This is a genomic window from Micromonospora sp. NPDC049374 (assembly GCF_040677165.1).
Classification (GTDB): domain Bacteria; phylum Actinomycetota; class Actinomycetes; order Mycobacteriales; family Micromonosporaceae; genus Micromonospora.
The window spans coordinates 1-23,371 of record NZ_JBFAQH010000003.1; the positions used below are offsets into that span (position 1 = coordinate 1).

The 23,371-nt window shown below is 72.3% G+C and carries 22 protein-coding genes; 12 read left to right on the forward strand and 10 right to left on the reverse strand.

The features are described from left to right. Positions 1-570: 570 nt before the first annotated feature. The gene (gene tyrS / locus AB0J93_RS05925; RefSeq protein WP_363919423.1) at positions 571-1,857 is read right to left on the reverse strand and encodes a tyrosine--tRNA ligase; all 1,287 of its coding nucleotides are present in this window, start codon (positions 1,855-1,857) and stop codon (positions 571-573) included. Between the two features lie 113 nt (positions 1,858-1,970). Here tyrS and AB0J93_RS05930 point away from each other — a divergent pair, with 113 nt between their 5' ends. The 4 genes from AB0J93_RS05930 to AB0J93_RS05945 all read left to right on the forward strand — a co-directional run bounded on the left by AB0J93_RS05930 (position 1,971) and on the right by AB0J93_RS05945 (position 4,417). Next, positions 1,971-2,351 (forward strand): PaaI family thioesterase, encoded by a 381-nt coding sequence (locus AB0J93_RS05930; protein ID WP_363919425.1) that lies wholly within the window; start codon positions 1,971-1,973, stop codon positions 2,349-2,351. Positions 2,352-2,512: 161 nt separating this feature from the next. Next, on the forward strand, positions 2,513-3,739 hold the full coding sequence (locus tag AB0J93_RS05935; RefSeq protein WP_363918592.1) for a divalent metal cation transporter: 1,227 nt from the start codon (positions 2,513-2,515) through the stop codon (positions 3,737-3,739). After that, positions 3,736-4,116: a hypothetical protein gene (locus AB0J93_RS05940; protein ID WP_363918594.1), complete on the forward strand. Its 381-nt coding sequence runs from the start codon at positions 3,736-3,738 to the stop codon at positions 4,114-4,116. The genes AB0J93_RS05935 and AB0J93_RS05940 overlap by 4 nt, the downstream gene beginning before the upstream one ends. Then, complete coding sequence (locus tag AB0J93_RS05945) at positions 4,103-4,417, forward strand: PRC-barrel domain-containing protein (protein WP_363918596.1); 315 nt, start codon at positions 4,103-4,105, stop codon at positions 4,415-4,417. The genes AB0J93_RS05940 and AB0J93_RS05945 overlap by 14 nt, the downstream gene beginning before the upstream one ends. Positions 4,418-4,489: 72 nt before the next feature. Here AB0J93_RS05945 and AB0J93_RS05950 read toward each other — a convergent pair whose 3' ends face one another. From AB0J93_RS05950 to AB0J93_RS05960, 3 genes are all read right to left on the reverse strand, one after another. Then, positions 4,490-5,887 carry a hemolysin family protein gene (locus AB0J93_RS05950; RefSeq protein WP_363918598.1) on the reverse strand — a complete coding sequence of 466 codons (1,398 nt, stop codon included), beginning with the start codon at positions 5,885-5,887 and terminating at the stop codon, positions 4,490-4,492. Positions 5,888-6,044: 157 nt separating this feature from the next. Continuing rightward, positions 6,045-6,680: a hypothetical protein gene (locus AB0J93_RS05955; protein WP_363918600.1), complete on the reverse strand. Its 636-nt coding sequence runs from the start codon at positions 6,678-6,680 to the stop codon at positions 6,045-6,047. Between the two features lie 70 nt (positions 6,681-6,750). After that, positions 6,751-7,230, reverse strand: a complete 480-nt coding sequence (locus AB0J93_RS05960) for a GNAT family N-acetyltransferase (protein WP_363918602.1) — start codon at positions 7,228-7,230, stop codon at positions 6,751-6,753. A 129-nt stretch (positions 7,231-7,359) separates the two neighbouring features. Between AB0J93_RS05960 and ppdK the strand changes: the two genes are divergently transcribed. The 5 genes from ppdK to AB0J93_RS05985 all read left to right on the forward strand — a co-directional run bounded on the left by ppdK (position 7,360) and on the right by AB0J93_RS05985 (position 15,195). Continuing rightward, positions 7,360-10,020 (forward strand): pyruvate, phosphate dikinase, encoded by a 2,661-nt coding sequence (gene ppdK / locus AB0J93_RS05965; protein ID WP_363918604.1) that lies wholly within the window; start codon positions 7,360-7,362, stop codon positions 10,018-10,020. Positions 10,021-10,032: 12 nt separating this feature from the next. After that, positions 10,033-10,473 (forward strand): hypothetical protein, encoded by a 441-nt coding sequence (locus AB0J93_RS05970; RefSeq protein ID WP_363918606.1) that lies wholly within the window; start codon positions 10,033-10,035, stop codon positions 10,471-10,473. 245 nt (positions 10,474-10,718) lie between these two features. Beyond that, entirely contained in the window at positions 10,719-13,352 is a 2,634-nt protein-coding gene (locus AB0J93_RS05975) for a cation-transporting P-type ATPase (RefSeq protein WP_363918608.1), read from the forward strand. Positions 13,353-13,386: 34 nt separating this feature from the next. Continuing rightward, on the forward strand, positions 13,387-14,283 hold the full coding sequence (locus tag AB0J93_RS05980; protein ID WP_363918610.1) for a universal stress protein: 897 nt from the start codon (positions 13,387-13,389) through the stop codon (positions 14,281-14,283). Positions 14,284-14,349: 66 nt separating this feature from the next. Continuing rightward, on the forward strand, positions 14,350-15,195 hold the full coding sequence (locus tag AB0J93_RS05985; RefSeq protein WP_363918612.1) for a universal stress protein: 846 nt from the start codon (positions 14,350-14,352) through the stop codon (positions 15,193-15,195). A 48-nt stretch (positions 15,196-15,243) separates the two neighbouring features. Here AB0J93_RS05985 and AB0J93_RS05990 read toward each other — a convergent pair whose 3' ends face one another. The 5 genes from AB0J93_RS05990 to AB0J93_RS06010 all read right to left on the reverse strand — a co-directional run bounded on the left by AB0J93_RS05990 (position 15,244) and on the right by AB0J93_RS06010 (position 19,422). Further along, positions 15,244-15,867, reverse strand: a complete 624-nt coding sequence (locus AB0J93_RS05990) for an FMN reductase (RefSeq protein ID WP_363918614.1) — start codon at positions 15,865-15,867, stop codon at positions 15,244-15,246. Then, on the reverse strand, positions 15,864-17,003 hold the full coding sequence (locus AB0J93_RS05995; RefSeq protein WP_363918616.1) for an LLM class flavin-dependent oxidoreductase: 1,140 nt from the start codon (positions 17,001-17,003) through the stop codon (positions 15,864-15,866). The genes AB0J93_RS05990 and AB0J93_RS05995 overlap by 4 nt, the downstream gene beginning before the upstream one ends. A 167-nt stretch (positions 17,004-17,170) precedes the next feature. Next, positions 17,171-17,776 carry a DNA-3-methyladenine glycosylase gene (locus AB0J93_RS06000; RefSeq protein WP_363918618.1) on the reverse strand — a complete coding sequence of 202 codons (606 nt, stop codon included), beginning with the start codon at positions 17,774-17,776 and terminating at the stop codon, positions 17,171-17,173. A 96-nt stretch (positions 17,777-17,872) separates the two neighbouring features. Next, entirely contained in the window at positions 17,873-18,565 is a 693-nt protein-coding gene (locus tag AB0J93_RS06005) for a response regulator transcription factor (protein ID WP_363918620.1), read from the reverse strand. 5 nt (positions 18,566-18,570) lie between these two features. Next, entirely contained in the window at positions 18,571-19,422 is an 852-nt protein-coding gene (locus AB0J93_RS06010) for a histidine kinase (RefSeq protein WP_363918622.1), read from the reverse strand. Between the two features lie 125 nt (positions 19,423-19,547). Here AB0J93_RS06010 and AB0J93_RS06015 point away from each other — a divergent pair, with 125 nt between their 5' ends. The 3 genes from AB0J93_RS06015 to AB0J93_RS06025 are packed head-to-tail and all read left to right on the forward strand — an operon-like array spanning position 19,548 to position 21,768. Continuing rightward, positions 19,548-20,264, forward strand: coding sequence for an ATP-binding cassette domain-containing protein (locus AB0J93_RS06015; RefSeq protein WP_363918624.1), 717 nt, complete (start codon positions 19,548-19,550; stop codon positions 20,262-20,264). After that, on the forward strand, positions 20,264-21,049 hold the full coding sequence (locus tag AB0J93_RS06020) for a hypothetical protein (protein ID WP_363918626.1): 786 nt from the start codon (positions 20,264-20,266) through the stop codon (positions 21,047-21,049). The genes AB0J93_RS06015 and AB0J93_RS06020 overlap by 1 nt, the downstream gene beginning before the upstream one ends. After that, positions 21,046-21,768: a hypothetical protein gene (locus tag AB0J93_RS06025; protein ID WP_363918628.1), complete on the forward strand. Its 723-nt coding sequence runs from the start codon at positions 21,046-21,048 to the stop codon at positions 21,766-21,768. The genes AB0J93_RS06020 and AB0J93_RS06025 overlap by 4 nt, the downstream gene beginning before the upstream one ends. Before the next feature lie 112 nt (positions 21,769-21,880). Here AB0J93_RS06025 and argH read toward each other — a convergent pair whose 3' ends face one another. Next, positions 21,881-23,344: an argininosuccinate lyase gene (gene argH / locus AB0J93_RS06030; RefSeq protein ID WP_363919427.1), complete on the reverse strand. Its 1,464-nt coding sequence runs from the start codon at positions 23,342-23,344 to the stop codon at positions 21,881-21,883. Between the last annotated feature and the right edge of the window lie 27 nt (positions 23,345-23,371).

Here is a 23,371-nt window from a genome sequence, read left to right on the forward strand (position 1 = left end):
ACCAACCAGAAAAACTGGCCAGCCCGGGAATCAAACAAATTTGGCACTGGCTTATCAAGCACCCTGTTGAGTTCTCAAAGAACAACCACACACCATCAAACAACCCACCAAAGGGCCGCCATCCGGGGCACCACACCCGCCACAACCGCGCCGGGCACTTTTACTACGTTACCCGGTGGTTTCTGCCCTGTCAAACCGGCTTGCGCCGCTCTGTCACGCTTCAACCCAATTCTCCGGGCACCACGATCAGGCCGGCTTTCGCCGTTCCCGTCGTGGTTGTGGCAGGCCAGCCGCTGCGGTCTCCCGCGAGCGCGCCTGGGGCCCTGCCGGTCGTCAACCATACCCGGTCGGTTTCGCCCCTCCAAATCCGCCTCCCGACGAATCTGGGGCACCACCCGGTTCGGACGCGGTGGACGTCTGCCACCTGCACCGAAAGGTCTACCTGCGCTCCGGCCTGAGGCTTTCGACCTGTTTCGTCCGTTCCGCGCTGGCAGAGAGAAAGCTACGCGCCCGGCGGATTGATCGTCAAATCCACCGGGCGCGTCCCGCGTCACACCTGCCGGACGGCGGTCAGGCCTCGACCTCCACCCCGGCGAAGGAACGTTTTCCCCTACGCAGCACCAGGTATCTGCCGTGCAGCAGGTCCGCCGGCGAGACCACGGCGTCCGCCGCGCCGATGCGGACATTGTTGACGTAGGCGCCGCCCTCGGCGATCACCCGTCGGGCCTCCTTCATGCTCGGCACCAGGCCGGACTCCTTGAACAGGGCGGCCACCTCCAGGAGCTCGTCGAGGCGTACCAGCCCGGCCTCGGTGAGCGCGGCACGCAGCGTCACCGCGGACAGGTCGTCAAGCGATCCCCGGCCGAACAGCGCCTGACTGGCGGCGACCACCTGAGCCATCTCCCGCTCACCGTGCACGAGGGTGGTCAGTTCCTCGGCGAGAGCGCGCTGAGCGGCCCGGGACGCCGGCCGCTCCGCGGTCTCCTTCTCCAGCGCCTCCAGTTCCTCCCTGGAGCGGAAGCTGAAGTAGCGCAGGTAGCGGCCCACGTCCCGATCATCGACGTTGATCCAGAACTGGTAGAAGGCGTACGGGCTGGTCATCTCGGGATCGAGCCAGATCGCGCCGCCCTCGGTTTTGCCGAACTTCGAGCCGTCCGACTTGGTGACCAGCGGGGTGGTGAACGCCTGGACCGGCCCGAGCCCGCGTCGCCGGACGTAGTCGACACCGGCGGTGATGTTGCCCCACTGGTCCGAGCCACCGAACTGAAGCTGGCAGCCGTGCCGCCGGTGCAGCTCGAAGAAGTCGTTGGCCTGGAGCAGCTGGTAGCTGAACTCGGTGAAGCTGATCCCGCTCTCCAGCCGGGCCCGGACCACCTCACGAGCCAGCATCCGGTTGACCGGGAAGTGCTTGCCCACGTCGCGCAGGAACTCCACCACCGACATTTCGCCGGTCCACTCCAGGTTGTTGACCAGGCGGGCGGCGTGGTCCCCGGTGTACGACACGAAGGGTGCGAGCTGGTCACGGATCCGCTGCACCCAGCTCGCCACGACCTCCGGCGGGTTGAGGGTCCGTTCCGCGCTCTCCTTCGGATCGCCGATCTGCCCGGTGGCGCCCCCGACCAGCAGCAGCGGCCGGTGCCCGGCGAGTTGGAGGCGACGGGCGGTGGTGACCTGCATCAGGTGGCCGACGTGCAGGCTCGGCGCGGTCGGATCGAAGCCAACGTAGAAGGAGGCTCCCGGGCCGTCGAGCAGCGCGCGCAGCTCGTCCGGGTCGGTGGAGTCCTGGAGCAGACCCCGCCAGCGCAGGTCATCGGTCAGGGAGTCCCGCCGGGCCGGCGGGAGGGTGCTGTCGGTCACGGTCACCGATTCTCCCCCATCAGCCCTGTGCCGCCCTACCGGGTTCCTGCGGAGGGCACCGGCACTAGGCTGGCGAGTCCAAGATCATGGAGGTGACCGTGGACGTGTCGAAGATGTCGGGTGGCTTCTTCGCCCTGCTCGGGCTGGAGTTGGACGAGATCAGCGGGGACCGGGTCACGATTCGCTGGCGGGTCCGCCCGGAGCTGCATCAGCCGTACGGCATCCTGCACGGCGGGGTCCACTGCTCGGTGGTGGAGACGGCGGCGAGCCTGGGCGCCGGTGTCTGGCTGGGTGAGCGCGGGCGGGTGGTCGGGGTGTCCAACCAGACCGACTTCCTGCGCGCCGTGGGCGAAGGTGAGCTGGTCGCCGTCGGCACCCCGGTGCACCGGGGTCGGAGCCAGCAGCTGTGGCAGGTGGAGATCACGGATGCGGACGGGCGACTGGTCGCCCGTGGCCAGGTCCGCCTCCAGAACCTCTACCCGGACGCCGACTGACAAGGCACGGCCAGCGACAGCACACCGTCAGGTCGAAGCTGGGCTCGGCAGGACCGCCCTCGTCGTCGCGCCCATCACGAACAGGGCTGAGGGCGGTTTAGCGTAGATAGCGGCTTTGGTGGCGTTATCGTCGCGTCGATGACCGAGCCCGCACCGCCGACGTGAGGAAGCTCCTCGCCGCCACGCTCGGCATCCTCTCCGCGGTCGGCGGCTTCGTCGACATCGGCGACCTGGTCGCCGCCGGCCAGGCCGGTGCCCGCTTCGGCATGGCGCACACCTGGGTGCTGCTGCTCGGGGTCGTCGCCATCTGCGCGTACGCGGAAATGGCCGGACGGATCGCGGCGGTGACCGGCCGGGCGGTGTTCGACCTGGTCCGGGAGCGGCTCGGCGCGCGGATGGCGCTGATCAACCTGGTGGCGTCGTACCTGGTCACGGTGATCACCCTCGCCGCCGAACTGGGCGGGGTGGCGCTGGCGTTGCGGCTGGCCACCGGCGTGCCCTACCTGCTCTGGGTGCCCGTCGCCGGGATCGCGGTCTGGCTGGTGCTGTGGCGGATGCGGTTCCCGGTGATGGAACGGGTCTTCGGGCTGGCCGGGCTCGCGCTGGTGGTCTTCGCCGTCGCCCTGTTCTGGCTGCCGACCGATTGGGCGGCGCTCGGTCGCGGCGCGCTGGCACCCGACGCCTCCGGTCAGGGGTGGGGGGCGTACTGGTTCGTCGCGGTGGCCCTGTTCGCCTCGACGGTGAGCCCGTACGAGGTCTTCTTCTTCTCCTCCGGCGGGGTCGAGGAACGCTGGAGCGCGAACGACCTGGCCGATGCCCGCTTCGGCGTGCTTGTCGGCTTTCCGATCGGCGGCTTTCTCGCCCTGTCGCTGATCGCCACGGCGACGGTGGTGCTGCACCCCGCCGGCCTGTCGGTGGACAGTCTCGACCAGGTCGCGCATCCGGTGGTGCTGGCCTTCGGCGCGGCCGGCCTGGCGGTGGCGGCACTGGCGTTCTTCGCGGTCACCTTCGGCGCCGCGCTGGAGACCGGTCTGTCCGCCGCGTACGCCGCCGCGCAGTACTTCGGCTGGCAGTGGGGCAAACGGGTCAGCCCGCGCGAGGCGGCCCGATTCCACACGGTGCTGCTGGTAAGCGTGCTGCTCGGGGTGCTCGGGGTGCTCACCACGGTCGACCCGGTGACGCTCACCGAATACATGCTGATCATCAGTGCGGTGGCGTTGCCGCTGACCTACCTGCCGATCCTGGTGGTCGCCAACGACCGCACCTACCTGGGCGACCGGGTCAATGGCCGGGCACTCAATCTGCTGGGCGCGGTGCTGCTGCTGGTCATCCTGGCCGCCTCGATCGTCGCCGTACCGCTGGCGATCGGTACGAGGATGGGCCAGTGAGGATCCAGATCAGCCAGGAGCTGCTCGATCGCCAACTCGTCGACCGCGACGGGCGGCTGGTCGGCAAGGTCGACGACGTGGAGTTCGCGCTCGACGCGGACGGGGTGCCGTACCTGCGGTCGTTGCTAAGCGGGCCGGGTGCACTCGGGCAGCGGGTCGGCGGTCGGCTGGGCCGGATGCTGGTGCTGACCGCCGAGCGATTCGTCACGGATCGACCGATGGCACCGCTGCGCATCCCGTACGCGCTGGTCGGACGGGTGGACAGTGCGGTGTGGCTGCGGGTGCGGGCCGACGAGCTGCCCACCTCGCCGGTGGAGGAGTGGTTGCGCCGACACCTGATCGATCGGATTCCGGGGGCCGACCGTGCGGGCGGGTGAGCTGCTGGGTCGGACCGCGTACGACCATCAGGGCCGCCGCCTGGGTCGGGTGGTGGACCTCGTGTTGCGCGGCCCCGCTGACGGCCCGCTGCGGCTGACCGACCTGGTCGTCACCCGGCACTGGTACGGGCGGTTGAGTGGGCGGCTGATCGGTCCGCAGCGGCATCCGTCGGGCCCCTGGGCGATCCGGGCGCTGGCCCGGCTGCTCGGTCGGAGCACCTGGCAGGTGCCGATGCACCGGGTACGGCTGGACCCGCCGCTGCCCGATCCGCCCGGTCCGGGTCAGGCAGCACGGAGCTGACTCGGAGCGTGGCCGGGCAGGCCATGCCCGGCCACGCTGGGCGCGCTACGGACGAGCCTGCCCGAACAGCTCTCAGCGCCGGGTGCCGTCCAGCACCGACGGGGCGTCGTCCGGCGTGTCAGCGGCGTCGTCCGACTGCGCTGCCGGCTCGTCGGTCGCCGACACGGCGGTCTCGGGGGCGTCCGGGTCTGCGGATGCCGCTGCCGTGCGACGCAGCCGGACACCGGAGACCGCCCGGTCGTCGGCGAGGGTCACCTCCAGCCGCCAGCCGTCGACGCTGAGCTGCTCCCCGGCGCCGGGGATCCGGCCGAGACCGGCCAGGAGCAGCCCGGCCACGGTGGTGTAGTCGCCGTCCGGACGCCCGGGCAGCTCGACGCCGATGTCGGGCAGGTCGTGGACGGGAAACGTGCCCGGCAGCAGCAGTGCCCCGTCGGCGTCGGTGCGTACCGCACCGACATCCCGGTCGGTCTCGTCGTAGATCTCCCCGACGATTTCCTCGAGGATGTCCTCCAGGGTGACGATGCCCTCGACGGCACCGCGTTCGTCGACGACCAGGGCCATGTGCTGGCGTTCGGCCTTGAACCGACGCAACGCGTCCACCACCGGTACCGAGTCCGGCAACAGCAGCGGCGGGCGAGCGCACTCGTCGACCGGCTGATCGTCACCGACGCCGACCAGGTCGCGCAGGTGGATGACGCCCACCGAATCGTCCAGGCCGCCGTGGCGTACCACCGGCGCGCGGGAGTGCCCGGAGGCGGCCAGCACGAGTCGGGCGGCCTCTGCCGTGGTGCCGCTGTCCAGGCAGAAGACCTGCAACCTCGGCACCAGCACCGCCCGCAGCCTCCGCTCGGCGATCTCCACGGCACCGGCGATGATGGTCTGCTGCTCCTTGGTGAAGCCGTGGTGGCCGGCCACGATGTCCCGCAGCTCGTCCGGGCTGATCTCGTCCCGCTCTGGCTTCGGGTCCAGGCCGAACAGCCGTACCACCAGGTCGCTGGTGGCCCCGAGTACCCAGACGACCGGCCGGGTGAGGGCGGCGAGCAGATCGAGCGGGCGGGCGACGAGCAGCGCCCACCGTTCCGGGACCTGCATGGCGATCCGTTTCGGAGCCAGCTCACCGAAGACCAGGGTGACGAAGGTCAGGACCAACGTGACCAGTACCACGGACATCGGGCCGGCCGCCCGACCGAAGACGCCGTCCAGCAGCGGGACCAGCGGCTGGGCCAGCGACACCGCGGCGGCGGCCGAGGCGAGGAACCCGGCCAGCGTGATGCCGATCTGGATGGTGGCCAGAAATCGGTTGGGGTCGCGGGCCAGCCGGGCGAGTACCCGGCCCGTGCGCCCGGTGCGTTCCAGCCGTTGGACCTGGCTGTCGCGCAGCGACACCAGCGCCAGTTCACTGCCGGCGAAGATCGCGTTCACCACGATCAGGACTGCGACCAGGGCCAGCTGGCTCCAGTAGCTCTGCACGCCTGGTTCTCCCTCGCTGGACCGCGCCCCGTGGCGCCGCCGGTGGCGGCCCCGCCGGCGTAGCGGTGCCTATGCCCACTCGCTCCGGCGGCGAATCATCCCCTGCCGAGGGCGGGAATCATCGCCCTGCCGAGGGCGGTCCGAGCCGTCGACCCGCTCAGCCCTGCGGCAGCGCCGGTGCCGGCAGGTCCAGGACGTACGACTCTCCCGCGCGGCGGAACCCGAGGCGGTGGTAGTACGGGGCGATCATGCCCGGCGGGCTGACCACCTGACGGAACCCGCGGTCGGTGAACAGGCTGCTGCGCCGGTAGACGAACTCGCCGGGGGTGAAGTCACGAAACGGCGGGGTGACGTAGTCCAGGTCGACCTGGGCCACCCCGTCGCCGACGTCGCGCACCAGTACCACGCCGACGACCTCGTCGGCGCGTACGACGAGGAAGGCCGAACGGCCGGCCAGCCGGTCCGGGCGGAAACCCGGGTTGAACCGGGCGATATCGGCGGCGTGCACCCGCAGCGTGTGGGCCAGGAACGCGTCGTCGGCACCCACCTCGACCACCTGGTAGGTCTGCTCGTCGTGGCGGGTGGTGAGCAGCCGCCGCAGGTACCAGATGTTGATCACGGCAAGCACCACGTTCAGCCCGACCATGGGCCAGACCGGGATCGTGGCGTTGTAGCCGATCAGGACGGCACAGCCGACCAGGTTGAGGGCGCGCAGCCGGAGGATGCGCGTCTGCAGCAGCGACCAGACCAGCAACGCGGAGCCGGCCCAGCCGACCAGTTCCAGCCAGTTCACCCCGCGAGGGTAGTCGCCGCCCTGGTCAGCCCCGGTGTCAGGGGGCTCTTCACACCGGATCGATGCCGGGTCAGGCCGGCAGTTCCAGGACGTACTCGTCGATCTCGTGGCCGCGGCCCGGGGCGTACGCCCGGTCGGTGCCGCGCACCACGAACCCGCAGCGGCGCAGCACCGTCAGCGACGCGGCGTTGTCGGTGGCCGTCCGCGCGAACAGCGGCCGGCGCGTGACCTCCCGCAGCAGCGCGGCCAGGGCGCGGGTGGCGTACCCACGACCCCAGTGCGCCCGGTCGATCCAGTAGCTGACCTCGAACGCGTCGGCGACCGGGAAGGCCAGCACGTGACCGACCACCGTGCCGTCGACGGTCACCGTGCGGGCCAGGTTCTCCGGGCCGGTGAGGATGCGGACCCAGTGCGCGGCGAACGCCCGCCGGTCCGTCGGGTCCTCGGCGCCGAAGGCGGCCATCCGGCTGGCCTCCGGGTCGAGCTGGTGCACGAAGAACTCCACCAGGTCGTCCTCGCGCACCGGGCGCAGCCGCAGGTCATCGGTCACCGGCCGACCATACGCGGCCAGGTTGAGGACCAGCGACCCTGTTCGGATCGGCTTTCGGCCCTGCCCTCACCGGCGGCGGCGTTGCTACCAACGAGGCAGAGGCATCGACGGCGAAGTGGAGGCCGGGTCATGACCAGGTACGTGTACGACTTCATCGAGGGCGGTCGAGGCATGGCCGACCTGCTCGGCGGCAAGGGCGCCAACCTCGCCGAGATGACCCGGCTCGGACTACCGGTGCCGCCGGGTTTCACCGTCAGCACCGATGCGTGCCGGGCGTACCTCGTCGACCGGGCGGTTCCCGAAGGACTGTTCGACGAGGTGAACGCCCACCTGCGGGAGATCGAGGTGCGGCTGGGCCGGCGGCTCGGCGACCCGGCTGAGCCGCTGCTGCTGGCCGTCCGGTCCGGGGGACGCTACTCGATGCCCGGGATGATGGAGACGATCCTGGACATCGGGCTCAACGACGCCACCGTGACCGGGCTGGCCCGGATCAGCGGCGACGAGCGGTTCGCCTGGGACTCGTACCGACGGTTGATCCAGATGTTCGGTCGGACGGTGCACGGCGTGCCGGCCGAGGAATTCGAGCGGGAACTGGACGCGTTGCGGGCCACCGCCGGGTCGGACGGCCCGACGGCGGAGCAGCTGCACGGGCTGGTCGAGACGTACAAGAAGGTGTTCGCCGACCGGGTCGGTCACGACTTCCCGCAGGCCCCGCACGAGCAGCTCTACCTGGCGATCCGGGCGGTCTTCGAGTCGTGGAACGCCTCCCGGGCGGTGCTCTACCGACGCCGCGAACACATTCCCGACGACCTGGGCACCGCGGTCAACGTGATGGCGATGGTCTTCGGAAACCTGGGCCCGGACTCTGGTACCGGGGTGGCGTTCACCCGTGATCCGGCCACCGGCGCCCCCGGCGTATACGGCGACTACCTGTCCGACGCCCAGGGCGAGGACGTGGTGGCCGGGGTCCGCAACACGGTGGGGCTGGACGAACTGTCTCGGCTCGACCCGGCCAGCTACCGCCGGCTGACCGGGATCATGACGACGCTGGAGCGGCACTACCGGGACCTGTGCGACGTGGAGTTCACCATCGAACGGGGCCGGCTGTGGATGTTGCAGACCCGGGTCGGCAAGCGAACCCCGGCGGCCGCGTTCGTGATCGCCGCGCAGTTGGCCGACGAGGGTCTGATCAGCTGGGACGAGGCGTTGACCCGGGTCAGCGGTGCGCAACTCGCTCAGCTGATGTTCCCCACCTTCGACCCGGAAGCCACGCCGGAGCCGTTGGCCACCGGCGTCGGCGCCTCGCCCGGGGCCGCCGCCGGCCGGGTGGTCTTCGACAACGCCGCCGCCACCGGGGCGGACGGACCGGTGATCCTGGTCCGCCGGGAGACCAACCCGGACGACCTGCCCGGCATGATCGCCGCCGCCGGAATCCTGACCGCACGGGGAGGCAAGACCTCGCACGCCGCGGTGGTCGCCCGGGGCATGGGACGCACCTGCGTCTGCGGGGCGGAGGCACTGGAGATCGACCCGGAGCGCGGCGAGTTCCGCGTCGACGACCGGACGGTCCGGGCCGGAGACCTCATCTCCATCGACGGCACCACCGGCCGGATCTACCTCGGCGAGGTGCCGGTGCGTCCGTCCCCGGTGACCCGCTACCTCGCCGGTGAGCTGGCGCCGGAGTCCGACCGGCTGGTCTCGGCGGTGGATCGGCTGCTGCGGCACGCCGACTCGGTGCGGCGGCTCGGCGTACGCGCCAACGCTGACACCCCCGCCGACGCGTCGCGGGCGCGGACACTCGGCGCCGGCGGCGTCGGGCTGTGCCGTACCGAGCACATGTTCCTCGGTGCCCGCCGGGCCCTGGTGGAGCGGTTGATCCTGGCCGACGGGCTGAACGAGGTGCACGCCGCGCTGGCGGAGCTGCTGCCGTTGCAGCGGGAGGACTTCGTCGCGATTCTCGCGGCGATGGACGGCCTGCCGGTGACCATCCGGCTGCTCGACCCGCCGCTGCACGAGTTCCTCCCTCCGTTGCCCGAGCTGGCCGCGCGGGTGGCCCGGGCGGAGGCGCTCGGGCAGGACCCGGGCCACGACGCGGTGCTGCTGGCCGCCGTCCGCCGGATGCAGGAGAGCAACCCGATGCTGGGCCTGCGCGGCGTCCGCTTGGGTCTGGTGGTGCCGGGCCTGTTCGCGATGCAGGTCCGAGCCGTGGCCGAGGCGGCGGCGCGGCGGGTGGCCGAGGGCGGCGACCCGCGCCCGGAGATCATGGTGCCGCTCGTCGTCGACGTGCATGAGCTGGCCGCGGTGCGGGCCGAGGTGGCCGACGTGCTGGCCACCGTGCCGGGTGCACCGCCGATCCCGGTCGGCACGATGGTCGAGACGCCGCGTGCGGCACTGACCGCCGGGGCGATCGCGGGCGAGGCAGAGTTCTTCTCCCTCGGCACCAACGACCTGACCCAGACCACCTGGGCGTTCTCCCGCGACGACGGGGAGGGCTCGTTCCTCGGTGACTACCTGGAGCGGGGCATCGTCGAGGCGTCGCCGTTCGAGACCGTCGACGTCGCCGGGGTGGGCCGGCTGGTCCGCCTGGCGGTGGCCGAGGGCCGGGCCGCGCGACCCGGCCTGACCGTCGGTGTCTGCGGCGAGCACGGCGGTGACCCGGAGTCGGTGGAGTTCTTCGCCGAGGCCGGACTGGACTACGTCTCCTGCTCGCCGTACCGGGTGCCGATCGCCCGGTTGGCCGCCGGTCGGGCCGCGGTGGCTCGCGACTGCGCCGGCTCCGACGCCCGATAGGAGGTACCCGAGATGACTGCGATCTTCAATGCCACCGGGCCGGTACCGCTGGTCCCGCCCCGACCGGCCCCGGAAACGGCGCAGCAGCCGGCAGCGCCGCTGTCGGTCGGGCCCGTGCTGGAGTTGCCCGGCACGCCGCCGGCCGCCCTGGTGCCGGTGAACCGCGAGGGACGTCCGGTCGGCGTGTTCGTCGTCACCGGCGGACACGTCCGGTACCGGCCGCTTCCCGACCCGGACCGGCTGCTGGTCGCCGCCGCCGGGGTGTTGGCCGTCGGACTGGTCACCGCCGGTGCCACGGCGCTGGTTCGGCGGCGACCACCCGCCGTCGGCCGGCTGAACATGGGACCGGGCGGCTGGGTCAGCTTCCGCGGGGTACGCATTCCACCGCCCCGGGCTGCCCGTCCCTGGTGGGCCCGCCTGCTACGGGCCCGCCGCCTGGTCCCCGAACGCTGAGCGCGACGCCGCCCGTCGCGCCCCGGCGAGCACGTTCGGTGATGTTGCTGCCCCGGACCGGACGGGGCAGCAGCATCACCGATGTTGCTCGGGTCATGACCACCTCGACGGGGACCATGCGGCAGGGCCGTTGGTCCCGGGGCGCGCGGGCGGATCGCCCCTGCCGGGCGGCGTCGACCTCGGCGACGCTGGTGTCGAAGGGGCGTGCCGCCGGGGCACGCCCGACGCACAGGGCGGAGCGGGCGGTGGCCGGACAGGTCCAGGTCGCGGACGGGGACGTACGCAGGGAGAGCATCGTCGCGGCGGCACCCGACGCCGGGCTCAGCTCGACCGAGGCCGCCCGGCGGCTACGGGTCGACGGACCGAACGCCGCCGCGGCACCGCCCCGCCGGCACCTGGCGACCCGGATCGTGCATCAGCTCTCCGATCCCCTGGTCGCCCTGCTGCTCGCCGCCGCCGTGGTCACCACGGTGCTGCGGGACTACCCCGACACCGCGGTGATCCTGCTCGTGGTCGCGGTCAACACGGCGATCGGAGTGGTGCAGGAGGTACGCGCCGACCGGGCCATCGCCGCACTCGATCAGCTCGCCGCACCGACCGCCCGGGTGGTCCGCGACGGTCGGGACGCGGTACTGCCCGCAACCGAACTCGTCCGGGGTGACCTGGTGCGGATCGAGGCCGGCGACGTGGTTCCGGCCGACCTGCTGCTGCACGAGGCGAGCCGGCTGCACCTGGACGAGTCGGCGTTGACCGGCGAGTCGGTGCCGGTGTCCCGAGCGGCGGACGAGGAGGCCAGCGCCGGCACGGTGGTGACGACCGGTCGGGCCGCCGGCACGGTGGTGCGCACCGGCGCGGCGAGCGCCCTGGGCCGGATCGCCACCCTGGCGGCCACCACCCGGCCGGCGGCCACCCCGCTGCAACGCCGGCTCGCCTCGCTCGGCCGGATCCTCGGCCTCGCCGCCGTCGCGCTGTCCGGGCTGGTCTTCGCCGTCGGCGTGCTCAGCGGTCGACCCCTGGTGGACATGGCGGTCACCGCGGTGAGCCTGGTGGTCGCCGCGGTACCGGAGTCGCTGCCCGCGGTGGTGACTCTGGCCCTGGCGCTGGGTGCCCGCCGGATGGCGGCGGCCCGGGCGATCCCCCGCCGGCTGCACGCGGTGGAGACGCTCGGCTCGGTCACCGTGATCGCGTCGGACAAGACCGGCACCTTGACCGAGGGGCGGATGGCCGTGCAGCAGGCGGTCACCGGCGACGGCGCACGGTTCGGTGTCACCGGCAGCGGGTACGCCCCGCACGGCACCGTGCACCGCGACGGCGCGCCGGTGGCGGTGCCGGACGAGTTGCGTCGGCTGGCTCGGGCCGGGCTGCTCTGCAACGACGCGACCCTCGCTCCGCCGACCGAGGAGCGACCCCGCTGGGGCGCTGTCGGCGATCCGCTGGAGGCGGCCCTGGTGACCTTCGCGGCCCGCTGCGGCCTGGATCCGCAGACCACTCGCAACGCCTGGCCCCGGGTCGCGGAACACCCCTTCGACCAGCAGTTGCGTCGGATGACCACGGTGCACCGCTCCTGCGACCGCCGCTACCTGGTGGTGTGCAAGGGTGCCCCGGAGAACGTGCTCACCGCGCCGCTGCTCGACGCCGACGCCGACGAGGTGGCCGCCCTGACCGCCGCCGCGCACCGGATGGCCGGCGACGGGCTGCGGGTGCTGGCGCTGGCCGCCGCCCTGGTGGACACCCCACCGGCCGACCCCGCCCACCCCGAGGGGCTGCGCCCGGTGGGTCTGGTCGCCGTCGGCGACCCGCTGCGCGCCGGAGCGCCGGACATCGCCGACGGCTTCGCCGACGCGGGCGTCCGGCTCGTGCTGGTGACCGGGGACCATCCGGCGACCGCGGCGGCCATCGCCGGCCAGTTGGGCCTGTGGGCCGAGGGCGACCCGGTGGTACGCGGCGACGACGGCGATCCGGCCGAAGCGCCACCGGCGACGCGGGTGTTCGCGCGTACCCAGCCGGAGCAGAAGCTCGACATCATCGCCGGGTTGCAGTCGCGGGGGCATGTGGTGGCGATGACCGGTGACGGCGTCAACGACGCGCCGGCGCTGCGCCGGGCCGACATCGGGGTGGCGATGGGTGGCGGCACCGAGGTGGCCCGGCAGGCGGCCGACCTGGTGCTGGTCGACGACGATCTGTCCACGGTGGCCACCGCGATCGGTGAGGGCCGCCGGATCTACGACAACATCCGCCGGTTCCTGCGCTACGCCCTCTCCGGTGGGGTGGCCGAGATCGCGGTGATGCTGCTCGGGCCGCTGTTCGGTCTGCCCGTGCCGCTGCTGCCGGCCCAGATCCTCTGGATCAACCTGCTCACCCACGGGGTACCCGGGGTGGCGTTGGGCGCCGAACCGGCCGAACCCGGCACCCTGCGCCGGGTGCCGCGCTCGCCGCACGAGTCGGTGCTCGGTGCGGGGCTGGGCCGGCAGATCCTGGTCGGCGGCGCGCTGATCGCGGCGGTGACCCTGGGCGCGGGCGTGGCCGCCGCCCACTGGGACCGGCCCTGGCAGTCGGTGATCTTCATCGTGCTCGGCCTGGCCCAGCTCGGGGTGGCGCTGGCGGTCCGCGCGCCACGACCGGCCGGACAGCGGCGGGGCAACCTGGCGCTGCCGGTCGCGGTCGCCGCCTCCGCGCTGCTCCAGGTGGCCGGGGTGCTGCTGCCGCCGCTGCGGGAGCTGCTCGGCACCGAGGTCCTCGGCGTCACCGAGCTGCTGGCCTGCGGCGCGGTGAGCGTCCTGCCCGGTCTGGTGCTGCGGCTGACCCGGCGCCGCACGGGTGCTGCGGCCGACCCGTCGTACGACGGGAACCGACCTGTCTACCCTGACGCCGTCAGGTGAGCCAGGCTGACTGCGGAGTTGAGGAGGAGATGTGATGGCCAGCAACACCGGCGCCCCCATCGTGGTGGGCGTGGACGGTTCCGAGATCGCCCTGCACGCGGTGCGCGCCGCCGCGCGGGAGGCGGCGTACCGGCACCGTCCGCTGCGGATCGTGCACGCGTTCATCTGGCCGCTGATGAAGGTGCCGTTGGGCCCCGCACCCGGTGCGCCCGCCGACGGCGGGCTGCGCAACCAGGCCGAGCGGTGTGTCGCCGACGCCGTCGCCGAGGCCGGCAAGGTGGCCCCGGAGGTGTCGGTGACCGGTGCGGTGGTCGACGGGGCGGCCAGCACCGTCCTGCTCGCCGAGGCCCGGGACGCGGCTCTGGTCGTACTCGGCAACCGGGGCCTGGGCGGCTTCGCCGGGCTGCTGCTCGGCTCGGTGGCCGTGCAGGTCAGCGCCCACGCGGACTGCCCGGTGCTGGTGGTTCGCGGCGAATCGCGGGCGGACGGGCCGGTGGTGGTCGGCGTCGACGGCTCGGAGCTGTCCCAGGAGGCCGTCCGGTTCGCCTTCGAGGAGGCGGCGTGGCGCGGCACCGAACTGGTCGCGGTGCACGCCTGGCTCTATCCGACCCCGGCCGGTCCCGGTGACATCCTGCCCCTGGTCTACGACCTGGACGCCTTCCGGGACGAGGAGGAGCGCACCCTCGCCGAGGCGGTGGCCGGCTGGTCCGAGCGCTATCCGGAGGTGCCGGTGCGGCGGCGGCTGGTGCGCGGTTCCCCGGGTCGGGCGCTGGTGGAGGAGTCCCGCACCGCCCAGCTTGTGGTGGTGGGCGCGCGCGGACGCGGCGCGCTGGGCGGGCTGCTGCTCGGCTCGGTCAGCCACGCCGTGCTGCACCACGCCCACTCCCCGCTGGCGATCGTCCGGAAGCTGCGTACGGTCGAGGAGAACTGACCGGTGGTGTGTCGACGCGTCCCGACGGCGGGACGCGTCGACAATGAACCCTGACCGACCCATGGAGTGACGATGAACCGACCTGTCGTGGTGGGGGTGGACGGATCACCGCCGAGCCTGGTGGCCGCGGAGCACGCGGCCCAGGCGGCGGTGTGGCGCTCCCGCCCGCTGCACCTGGTACACGGCTACCTGCACCCGCTCGGCTACGGCGTACCGATCAACCCGTACGAGGTGGGCGTGCCGGCAGCGTCGGAGGACGGTCGCAAGATGCTCGAACAGACCGCCGCCGAACTGGTCGACCGGTGGCCGGGGCTGACGGTCGAGGTGCGTCAGGTGGCCGGCGGGCCGGGTGCGACGCTTGTCGAGGAGTCCCGGCGGGCGGAGTTGGTGGTGGTGGGCAGCCGGGGTCTGGGCGGCTTCGCCGGGCTGCTGCTCGGCTCGGTCGGCACCCAGGTCGCCGCGCACGGCCACTGCCCGGTGCTGGTGATCCGTCCGCCGGACCGTCCGTTGCCCACCGAGGGTCCGGTGCTGGTCGGTGTGGACGGTTCGGAGTCGGCCGAACTCGCCGTCGGCTACGGCGCCGAGGAGGCCGGTCGGCGCGGTGGGACGCTGGTGCTGGTGCACGTCGCCGACGAAGGCGACGACGACGGGGCAGCGGCGGCTCTGCTCGCCACCGCCGGTGCGGCGGCGCGGGGCAGCCACCCGGGGCTGACCGTGGAGGAACGGGTGATCGTCGCGCCCAAGCCGGACCAGGCGCTGATCGAGGCGACCGGGGACGCCGCGCTCGTGGTGGCCGGCTCGCGCGGCAGGGGTGGCTTCGCCGGGCTGCTGCTCGGCTCGGTCAGCCAGACGCTTGTGCACCACGCCCGCTGCCCGGTGCTCATCGCTCACCCTTACCGGCCGGAGCAGTGAGCACCGCCCGACCGGGCCGCCGTCCTGTCGGCAGCCCGGTCGGCGGGATCAGCCGTCGCGGCCGTGGAGCAGTTGGTCGAAGCTGGTGGTGAGGGCGAACGGGTCGGCGGGCCCGCTGGACGGTGCGCTGCGTCGTACCAGCTCGGCCAGTTCCCGACCGGCGCGCTCGATCCGGGCGCGCAACGCACCGTCGACGGCTCCGCCGGACCAGTCCTCCGGCGCGGCGAATACCGCGGTCGGCGCGACCACCGCCCGCAGGTAGGTGAACATCGGACGGAGCGCGTGCTCCAGCGCCAGGGAGTGCCGTGCGGTGCCGCCGGTCGCACCGATCAGCACCGCCCGGCCACCGAGCGCGTCGGCGTCGACCAGGTCGAAGAACGACTTGAACAGCCCGTTGTACGAGGCGTTGAAGATCGGACTGACGGCGATCACCGCATCGGCGCCGGTGACCTCGTCCAGTACCTGGCGCAGCGGCTCCGACGGAAAGCCGGTGAGCAGGTGGTTGACGATGTCGTGGGCGTGTTCGCGCAGCTCTACCGGGCGCAGTTCGACCTGCTCGCCGTGCCGGACCAGCTCGTCGCGGGTGGCCGCGGCGAGCTGGTCGGCGAGCAGCCGGGTCGACGAGGGCTGGCTGAGGCCGGCCGAGACCACGGCGAGAGTACGCACGGTCATCGGGCGGCCTCCGGTGCCCGGCCGGTGACGTCGTCGACGGCGTGGACGGTGCTGTCGCTGCCACCTCCGGCGGCGGCCAGCAGCGAGGCGTGGGTCGGTGCCAGCGGCACGTGCGCCGGTCGCAGCGACTCGAACTCCTTGCGCAGCACCGGCACGACCTCCTCGCCGAGCAGATCGAGCTGCTCCAGGACGGTCTTCAACGGCAGCCCGGCGTGGTCGACGAGGAACAGCTGCCGCTGGTAGTCACCCACGTAGTCGCGGAAGCCGAGCGTACGGTCGATGACCTGCTGCGGGCTGCCCACGGTCAGCGGGGTCTGCGCGGTGAACTCCTCCAGTGAGGGGCCGTGACCGTAGACCGGCGCGTTGTCGAAGTAGGGGCGGAACTCACGCACCGCGTCCTGGGAGTTGCGCCGCATGAACACCTGGCCGCCGAGACCCACGATCGCCTGGTCGGCGGAGCCGTGACCGTAGTGTTCGAAGCGCTGACGGTACAGGCCGACCATCCGCCGGGTGTGCTCGGCGGGCCAGAAGATGTGGTTGGCGAAGAACCCGTCGCCGTAGTAGGCGGCCTGCTCGGCGATCTCCGGGCTGCGGATGGAGCCGTGCCACACGAACGGGGGTACGCCGTCGAGCGGGCGCGGCGTCGAGGTGAACGACTGCAACGGGGTGCGGAACTTGCCCTTCCAGTCGACCACGTCCTCGCGCCACAACCGGCGCAGCAGGTCGTAGTTCTCGATGGCGAGGGGGATGCCGTTGCGGATGTCCTGGCCGAACCACGGGTAGACCGGCCCGGTGTTGCCCCGGCCCATCATCAGGTCGACCCGGCCGTCGGCGAGGTGTTGCAGCATCGCGTAGTCCTCGGCGATCTTCACCGGGTCGTTGGTGGTGATCAGCGTGGTCGCGGTGGAGAGCAGCAGCCGCTCGGTGCGGGCGGCGATCCAGCCCAGCATGGTGGTGGGCGACGAGGGCACGAACGGCGGGTTGTGGTGCTCACCGGTGGCGAAGACGTCGAGGCCGACCTCCTCGGCCTTCAGCGCGATGGTGACCATCGCCTTGATCCGTTCGGCTTCGGTGGGCTCCCGGCCGTTTGTCGGGTCGACCGTGACGTCGCCGACGGTGAAGACTCCGAACTGCATGACCGCTCCCTCGTGTCGTCCGACCGGGCGGTGGTGCCCGACGCCCCCGACAACATATTTGACGAGTCAACTATTCCGCGAGCCCGCCTCGCACCAGTGTCCCCCGTCACGCCCTCCCCATCCCCCGCCCATGACCGGCAACAGCGCCAGCAAAGGGGACAACGGGGTCAGCTCCGTCGTCGTGGCACGTGCCGGCGGTACGGGCTGACGGTCGGGTCACCGGTGATCCAGAAGCGCCAGGGCACGTCGTGTGCGGCGGCCACGCCGACCCGCGGGCCGGCGGAGACGACCGGCGGCGTGACCGGGCGGGTCGGTGGCGTCAGCAGCAACGGCCCGGTCCCGTCGAGCATGCAGGTGCCGTTCGCCGCCGCATCGATGCCGAGCGCGACCACCAACCGGGCCGGCCCACGGGCGAGGTCCCGGTCGGGCACCTCGCCGCGCCGCTTACGGGCCAGGTCCACACCGTCGACCACCTCGCCGGCGCGCAGCAGGACCGCCGCCGCCTCCCCCTCGCCCCCGCAGACGACGTTCAGGCACCAGTGCATGCCGAAGACGAAGTAGGTGTAGGCGTAGCCCGCCGGACCGAACATCACAGTCGTCCGGGGCGTCGGTCCGCGATGCGCGTGCGAGGCGGGATCCACACCGGTGCCGGCGTACGCCTCCACTTCGGTCAGCCTGATCCGGACCCCGTTGGCTGACACCTCCCAACCCAGCAGATTCCGCGCCGTCTGCACGACGTCGGCGGCCGGGGCACTCAACCAGGGATGGTCCACGCCTCCAGGTAACCCGGCCGGGGTCCAACCGGCAAGCCGCGCTCCCATGCTGATCCAGGGCCACGGCCGCGACATCCGGCAGGCAGGACGCGAAGATCACGCAGAGGATCGAGGTGCGACGAGATCGTTCTCGTAGGCGGCGATGACGAGCTGGGCTCGATCACGGGCGTCGAGCTTGGTGAGCAGGTTGCCGACGTGAGTCTTGACAGTCTTGATCGAGATGTTGAGTGTCCGAGCGATCTCGTCGTTGGACAGGCCGCGGGCCACGAGAGACAGCACCTCGGTCTCGCGGCCGGTGAGCCTGTCGATTTTGCCGACCTCGGGCGGGCCGGGCCGGTCGAGGTAGTGCGCGACGAAGCGGGTGAGGATGCTGGGAGCGAAGAGGGACTCGCCCGCGTGGGTCCGTCGGATGGCGTCGACGAGTTGGTCCGGGTGGGCGTCCTTGAGCAGGAAGCCGTGCGCCCCGGCGCGCAGCGCGGCGGCCACATACTCGTCGAGTGCGAACATGCTGAGCACGAGGACCCTGGTACCGCTCAGGTCGGTGGCGGCGGCGATGCGTCCGGTCGCTTCGATGCCGTCGCCGTCGGGCATCCGGATGTCCATCAGGACGACGTCGGGGCGGCGTTCACGGGTGAGCGACACGGCCTCGTGTCCGGTGGCGGCCTGACCGACGACGGTGAGGCCCGCAGTGCCGTCGATGAGGAGGGCGAGGCTGTGCCGCAGGAGCGGCTGGTCGTCCGCGACGAGCACCCGGATGCTTGTGGATCGGTCCGCTGATTCAGTGGTCATCCGGCTCACCGGGCCGGCAGGCGTGCCGTGAGCTGGAAGCCCGGCCCGGCCGGGCCGGCGCGCAAGACACCGTCGAGCATGCTCACCCGCTCACGCAGTCCGTCCAAGCCGTGGCCAGCACCGGGGCGGGGCCGCCAGCCGGGGCGGGGACCATCGTCGCGTACATTCACCACGATTGCGTCGCCGTCGCGATCCACGGTGACGTGCACGCAGGTCGGCCCGGCGTGCCGGGCCGTGTTGCTCAGGCCCTCACGGACGATCGCGCACACGGCGAGCTGCACGCCGGGTGGCACCTCGCCGACCTTCCGCACGTCGACGGTGGCGGCGATCCCGGTGGCGGTCGCGGACCGCACGATCTCCGGTAGGGCGTCGAGCGTGTCGGGCGGCCGCAAGGAGGCGGGCTCGCCGCCCGGTGCGCGGAGCACGTCGAGCATTCGCCGCAGTTCAGCCGTGGTCTCTCGCCCGACCTGTTCGATGTCGGACAGCGCGTTCGCCCGTTCGGCCGCACCGGTTGGCCCGGTAACCCGAGCGGCGGTGGCGGCACGAATAGTGACCAGGCCGAGGCCGTGCGAGACGAGATCATGAAGCTCACGGGCGATGCGCAACCGTTCCGCCGCTGCGGCCCGCTCAGCGGCCCATGCGGTCAGCCGGTCCTCGTACACCCGGCGTTCCTGTCGAGCGCGGATCAACGCCCAGAGCAACACCGCGGCAGCGGTCGCGGTGATCACCGTCAGCAGGAGCGTCCCGGCCGTCCCCACGGTGCCCGCCGTTGTCAGGCAGAGGAGCAAGGCCACCGGCACCGCGACGGCGACGGCGGACAGCCAGGGACGCCTTGTCGGTCGCCCGTCAGGTGCCATCTCGCGAGTCTAGGAACCCGGGCCGTGACGTGACATCGGACCTGGGTCGGAGCGACCTGGGGTGGGGGTGAATGGCGGAAGTCCCGGCTCTGGTCCGATGACGCGGACCAGCACCATGGGCTGACATGGTGCCCATGCTGTCAGTCGAGCGTCTGGTCAAGCGGCGCGGCTCCCGCGAGATCCTCACCGACGTCACCTTCCGGGCCGCACCCGGCCGGGTGACAGGTCTGCTGGGGCCGAACGGTGCGGGCAAGTCATCCACCCTGCGCATCCTGTTGGGCCTGGACCGGGCGGATGCCGGCACGGCCCTGGTCGACGGCCAGCCGTACCGGCGCCTGCGCCAGCCGTTACGCACCGTCGGGTCGATGCTGGAAGGCTCCGGCGCACACCGCTCCCGTACCGCGCGCAACCACCTCACCTGGATGGCGCGCAGCAACGGCATCCCGACCCGACGGGTGGCCGACGTGCTCGACCAGGTCGGGCTCGGTGCCGCCGGAGGTACCAGGGTCGGCCGGTTCTCGCTCGGCATGTGCCAGCGGCTCGGGCTGGCCGCCGCGCTGCTCGGCGAACCCCGTGCACTTGTGCTCGACGAGCCGGTGAACGGGCTCGATCCGGAGGGCATTCGCTGGATCCGCGTTCTGCTGCGCGGACACGCGGACGCCGGCGGCACCGTGCTGCTCTCCAGCCACCTGATGAGCGAAGTGGGCGAGATCGCCGACGACCTGGTCGTCCTCGCCCACGGCCAGGTCGTCGCCGCCGGCCCGATCCGCGAGGTCACGGCCGGCTACCCGACCCTGGAGGACGCCTTCTTCGCCCTCACCGGGCCGACGGCAGGTGGGTGATGACCTTCTTCGACACGCTCGCCGCCGAGATTCGCAAGACGGCGACGCTGCCGGCGACCATTGTCGCGCTGGCTGTCACCGTGCTCGGTCCGGTCGCGATCACTCTGATCAACGCCGTCGGCGTCCGCGCCGCGCTGCGCAGCGGACGACCCGAGCTGACGGCCTACACCTCGCCTGTCGAGGCGGTCTTCTCCGCGGTTCCGCTCGGCACGGTCGGCGCGGTGGTCCTCGGCGTCGTCGCCGTCAGCGGCGAGTACACCGCGAACAGTGCCAGGATCGGCGGCGGACGGCAGATCACCACCACCCTCACCGCCACCCCCAGCCGCCTCGGCGTGCTGGCCGCCAAGGCGGCCAGCGTCGTCCTGCTGGTGGCGGTCGCGGCTCTGGTGGTGATTCCCGCCTCGTTGGCTCTGGCCAGCGGGATAGTCGGCACGGACGCCCCTCCGCCCCCGGACGGAGTGCTGTCCCGCTCGGTCGGCGCCGGGATCTACTGGATGCTCACGGCGCTTATCGGCCTCGCGGTCACGGTCTTCACCCGCAACGGGATCGTCCCGATCATCGTGCTCGTGGTGAACAGCTCGCTCGTCTCGGTCTCCGTGCTGCTGTCCCACCTCACCCCGCTCGCCAGGTTCCTACCCGACCTCGCGGGTATGAGCATGTTCGCCGGTGGCCTGTTGGCGTTCGACGACGCGCTCGCCCCGGTCACCGGCGGCCTGGTCATGGTCACCTGGACGGCAGGGCTGCTCGCGTTGGCCAGTGCGGTTTTCCTGCGGCGGGACGCATGATCCGCTCCTGCGCCCAGGCCACCGCCGCAGAGCTGGCCAAGCTGTTCGGCCTGCCTGCGGTGGTGGCTGCGGTCTTCGGCACGATCGGCGCAGCCGTCGCCATCACCGGGGCGTTGGCCGCCTCGCCGGTCGGGGCGAACGAGCCGGTCGCAGTCGTCCTCCAGGCGGTGCCGTACCTCCAGGCCGGCACCATCTCGCTCGGCGTCCTCGCGGCCGGGACCGAGTACGCCGATGGGCAGATCCACAGAACCCTGCTGTGCGTGCCGGGCCGCCTGGCCGTGCCGGCTGCCAAGACCCTCGCCTACCTGGCCTGGGCTGCCGTAACCGCCGTCGCGGCGCTCGCCGTCGGGCTGCTCACGGCCCGAATCGCGCTGGCCACGCGGGACGTCCCGGTGGTCACCGACGGTTTCCCGTGGAAAGTCGTCGGCGCGGCGGCCTACCTCGCGCTCATCGGGTTGCTCGGGCTGGCTCTGGCCGCCCTCCTGCGAGCCGTCGTTTCCGCTCTCGTCGTCACGCTCAGCCTGGTTCTGGTCGCCTCGCCGGTGCTGGACGCCGTCACCCCGCACGCTCGTTACCTGCCGGACCGGGCTGGTGGCCTGCTCTACCTTCCCGACCCGGCACCGGTCCTGACGCCCGTCACCGGCCTGCTCGTTCTGCTCGGTTGGGTCGTTGTCATCGGGAGTGGGGCGGCGGCTGCCTTCCGACGCCGGGACGCCTGAGTCCGCCGCCAAGCAGCAACTTCGGGGAAACTGCTGCAACCGGACCACGTCCGGACAGCAGTTTCCCCGAAGTTGTGCGGATCTTGTGGCGGATCGGCGCGAGGGGTGCGGGTCAGCGGGGGACCACTGCCTCGTTGGTCCAGTCGCGCCAGGTGGTCAGTTGGTCGGCGGCGGTGGCCAGTTGGTCGGCTACCGGGCCCGGGCCCGTGGAGCCGGGGGTGATCCGGGCGGCGAGGGCGGAACGGACCGAGAGCACGTCGCGTACGCCCGGGTCGAGGTGCTCGCTGACGGTGGCCAGGTCGGCGTCGGAGACCTCGTCGAGGGCGCAGTCCCGGGCCGCGCAGAGCGCCACCAGCTTGCCGGTGATCTCGTGGGCGTCGCGGAACGGCACGCCCTTGCGGACCAGCCAGTCGGCCACCTCGGTGGCCAGGGAGAAGCCCACCGGCGCGGCGGCGACCAGGCGGTCGACGCGTACCGTCATCGTGGAGATCATCCCGGCGAGCGCCGGCAGCAGCAGTTCCAGGGTGTCGACCGCGTCGAAGGCCGGCTCCTTGTCCTCCTGCATGTCCCGGTCGTACGTCATCGGCAGGCCCTTGAGCATGGTCAGCACCGCGACCAGCCCGCCGACGAGCCGACCGGACTTGCCCCGGGCCAGCTCGGCGATGTCCGCGTTCTTCTTCTGCGGCATGATCGACGAGCCGGTGGCGAAGGCGTCGTCCAGCTCGACCCAGCCGAACTCCTGCGACGTCCAGAGCACCACCTCCTCGCCGAGCCGGGACAGATGCACCCCGATCATCGCGGTGACGAAGAGGAACTCGGCGACGAAGTCCCGGTCGGCGACCGCGTCCATCGAGTTGGCGAAGGACGTCCGGAAACCCAGCTCCTTCGAGACCGCCACCGGATCCAGCGGCAGCCCTGAACCGGCCAGCGCCCCCGCGCCGAGCGGACTGACCGCGGCCCGGTGGTCCCAGTCGCGCAGCCGCTCCAGGTCCCGCAGCAGCGGCTGCACGTGGGCGAGCAGCCAGTGGCCGAAGGTGACCGGCTGGGCATGTTGCAGGTGCGTCATGCCCGGTGCGGCGGTGTCCACGTGCCGACCGGCCTGCTCGACCAGCGCCTCGGCCAGCTCCACCAGCCGCGCGGCCACGCCCCGCGCGTGGTCGCGCAGGTAGAGCCGCAGGTCTGTGGCGACCTGGTCGTTACGGGACCGGCCGGCCCGCAGCTTGCCGCCGAGGCTGCCGAGCCGCTCCAGCAGCCCGCGCTCCAGGGCGGTGTGCACGTCCTCGTCGTCGACGGTGGGACGGAACGTGCCCGAGGCGCAGGCGGCCTCCAGGTCGTCGAGGGCGGCGAGGATGCGACCCAGTTCCTCCGGGTCGAGCAGGCCGGCGCCAGCCAGCACCCGGGCGTGCGCCCGGGAACCGGCGATGTCGTACGGGGCCAGCCGCCAGTCGAACTGCACGCTCACCGACAGGCGGGCCAGGGCCTCCGACGGGCCACCGGCGAAGCGCCCGCCCCACAGGCTCGTCCGGTTGGCCGCTGCGCTGTTCTCGGTCAGGCTCTTGTCATCCACCCGGTCAATTGTGGTCCCCACGATCAGCAGCCTCCC

Excerpts from the sequence above, each read along its gene's own strand:
- ppdK (WP_363918604.1), top strand. The coding sequence starts at position 7,360 with ATGACCAGGTACGTGTACGACTTCATCGAGGGCGGTCGAGGCATGGCC.
- AB0J93_RS06015 (WP_363918624.1), top strand. The coding sequence starts at position 19,548 with ATGGTGCCCATGCTGTCAGTCGAGCGTCTGGTCAAGCGGCGCGGCTCC.
- AB0J93_RS06025 (WP_363918628.1), top strand. The coding sequence starts at position 21,046 with ATGATCCGCTCCTGCGCCCAGGCCACCGCCGCAGAGCTGGCCAAGCTG.
- AB0J93_RS06020 (WP_363918626.1), top strand. The coding sequence starts at position 20,264 with ATGACCTTCTTCGACACGCTCGCCGCCGAGATTCGCAAGACGGCGACG.
- AB0J93_RS05930 (WP_363919425.1), top strand. The coding sequence starts at position 1,971 with ATGTCGGGTGGCTTCTTCGCCCTGCTCGGGCTGGAGTTGGACGAGATC.
- AB0J93_RS05980 (WP_363918610.1), top strand. The coding sequence starts at position 13,387 with ATGGCCAGCAACACCGGCGCCCCCATCGTGGTGGGCGTGGACGGTTCC.
- AB0J93_RS05995 (WP_363918616.1), bottom strand. The coding sequence starts at position 17,003 with ATGCAGTTCGGAGTCTTCACCGTCGGCGACGTCACGGTCGACCCGACA.
- AB0J93_RS06005 (WP_363918620.1), bottom strand. The coding sequence starts at position 18,565 with ATGACCACTGAATCAGCGGACCGATCCACAAGCATCCGGGTGCTCGTC.
- AB0J93_RS05990 (WP_363918614.1), bottom strand. The coding sequence starts at position 15,867 with ATGACCGTGCGTACTCTCGCCGTGGTCTCGGCCGGCCTCAGCCAGCCC.
- AB0J93_RS06010 (WP_363918622.1), bottom strand. The coding sequence starts at position 19,422 with ATGGCACCTGACGGGCGACCGACAAGGCGTCCCTGGCTGTCCGCCGTC.
- AB0J93_RS05970 (WP_363918606.1), top strand. The coding sequence starts at position 10,033 with ATGACTGCGATCTTCAATGCCACCGGGCCGGTACCGCTGGTCCCGCCC.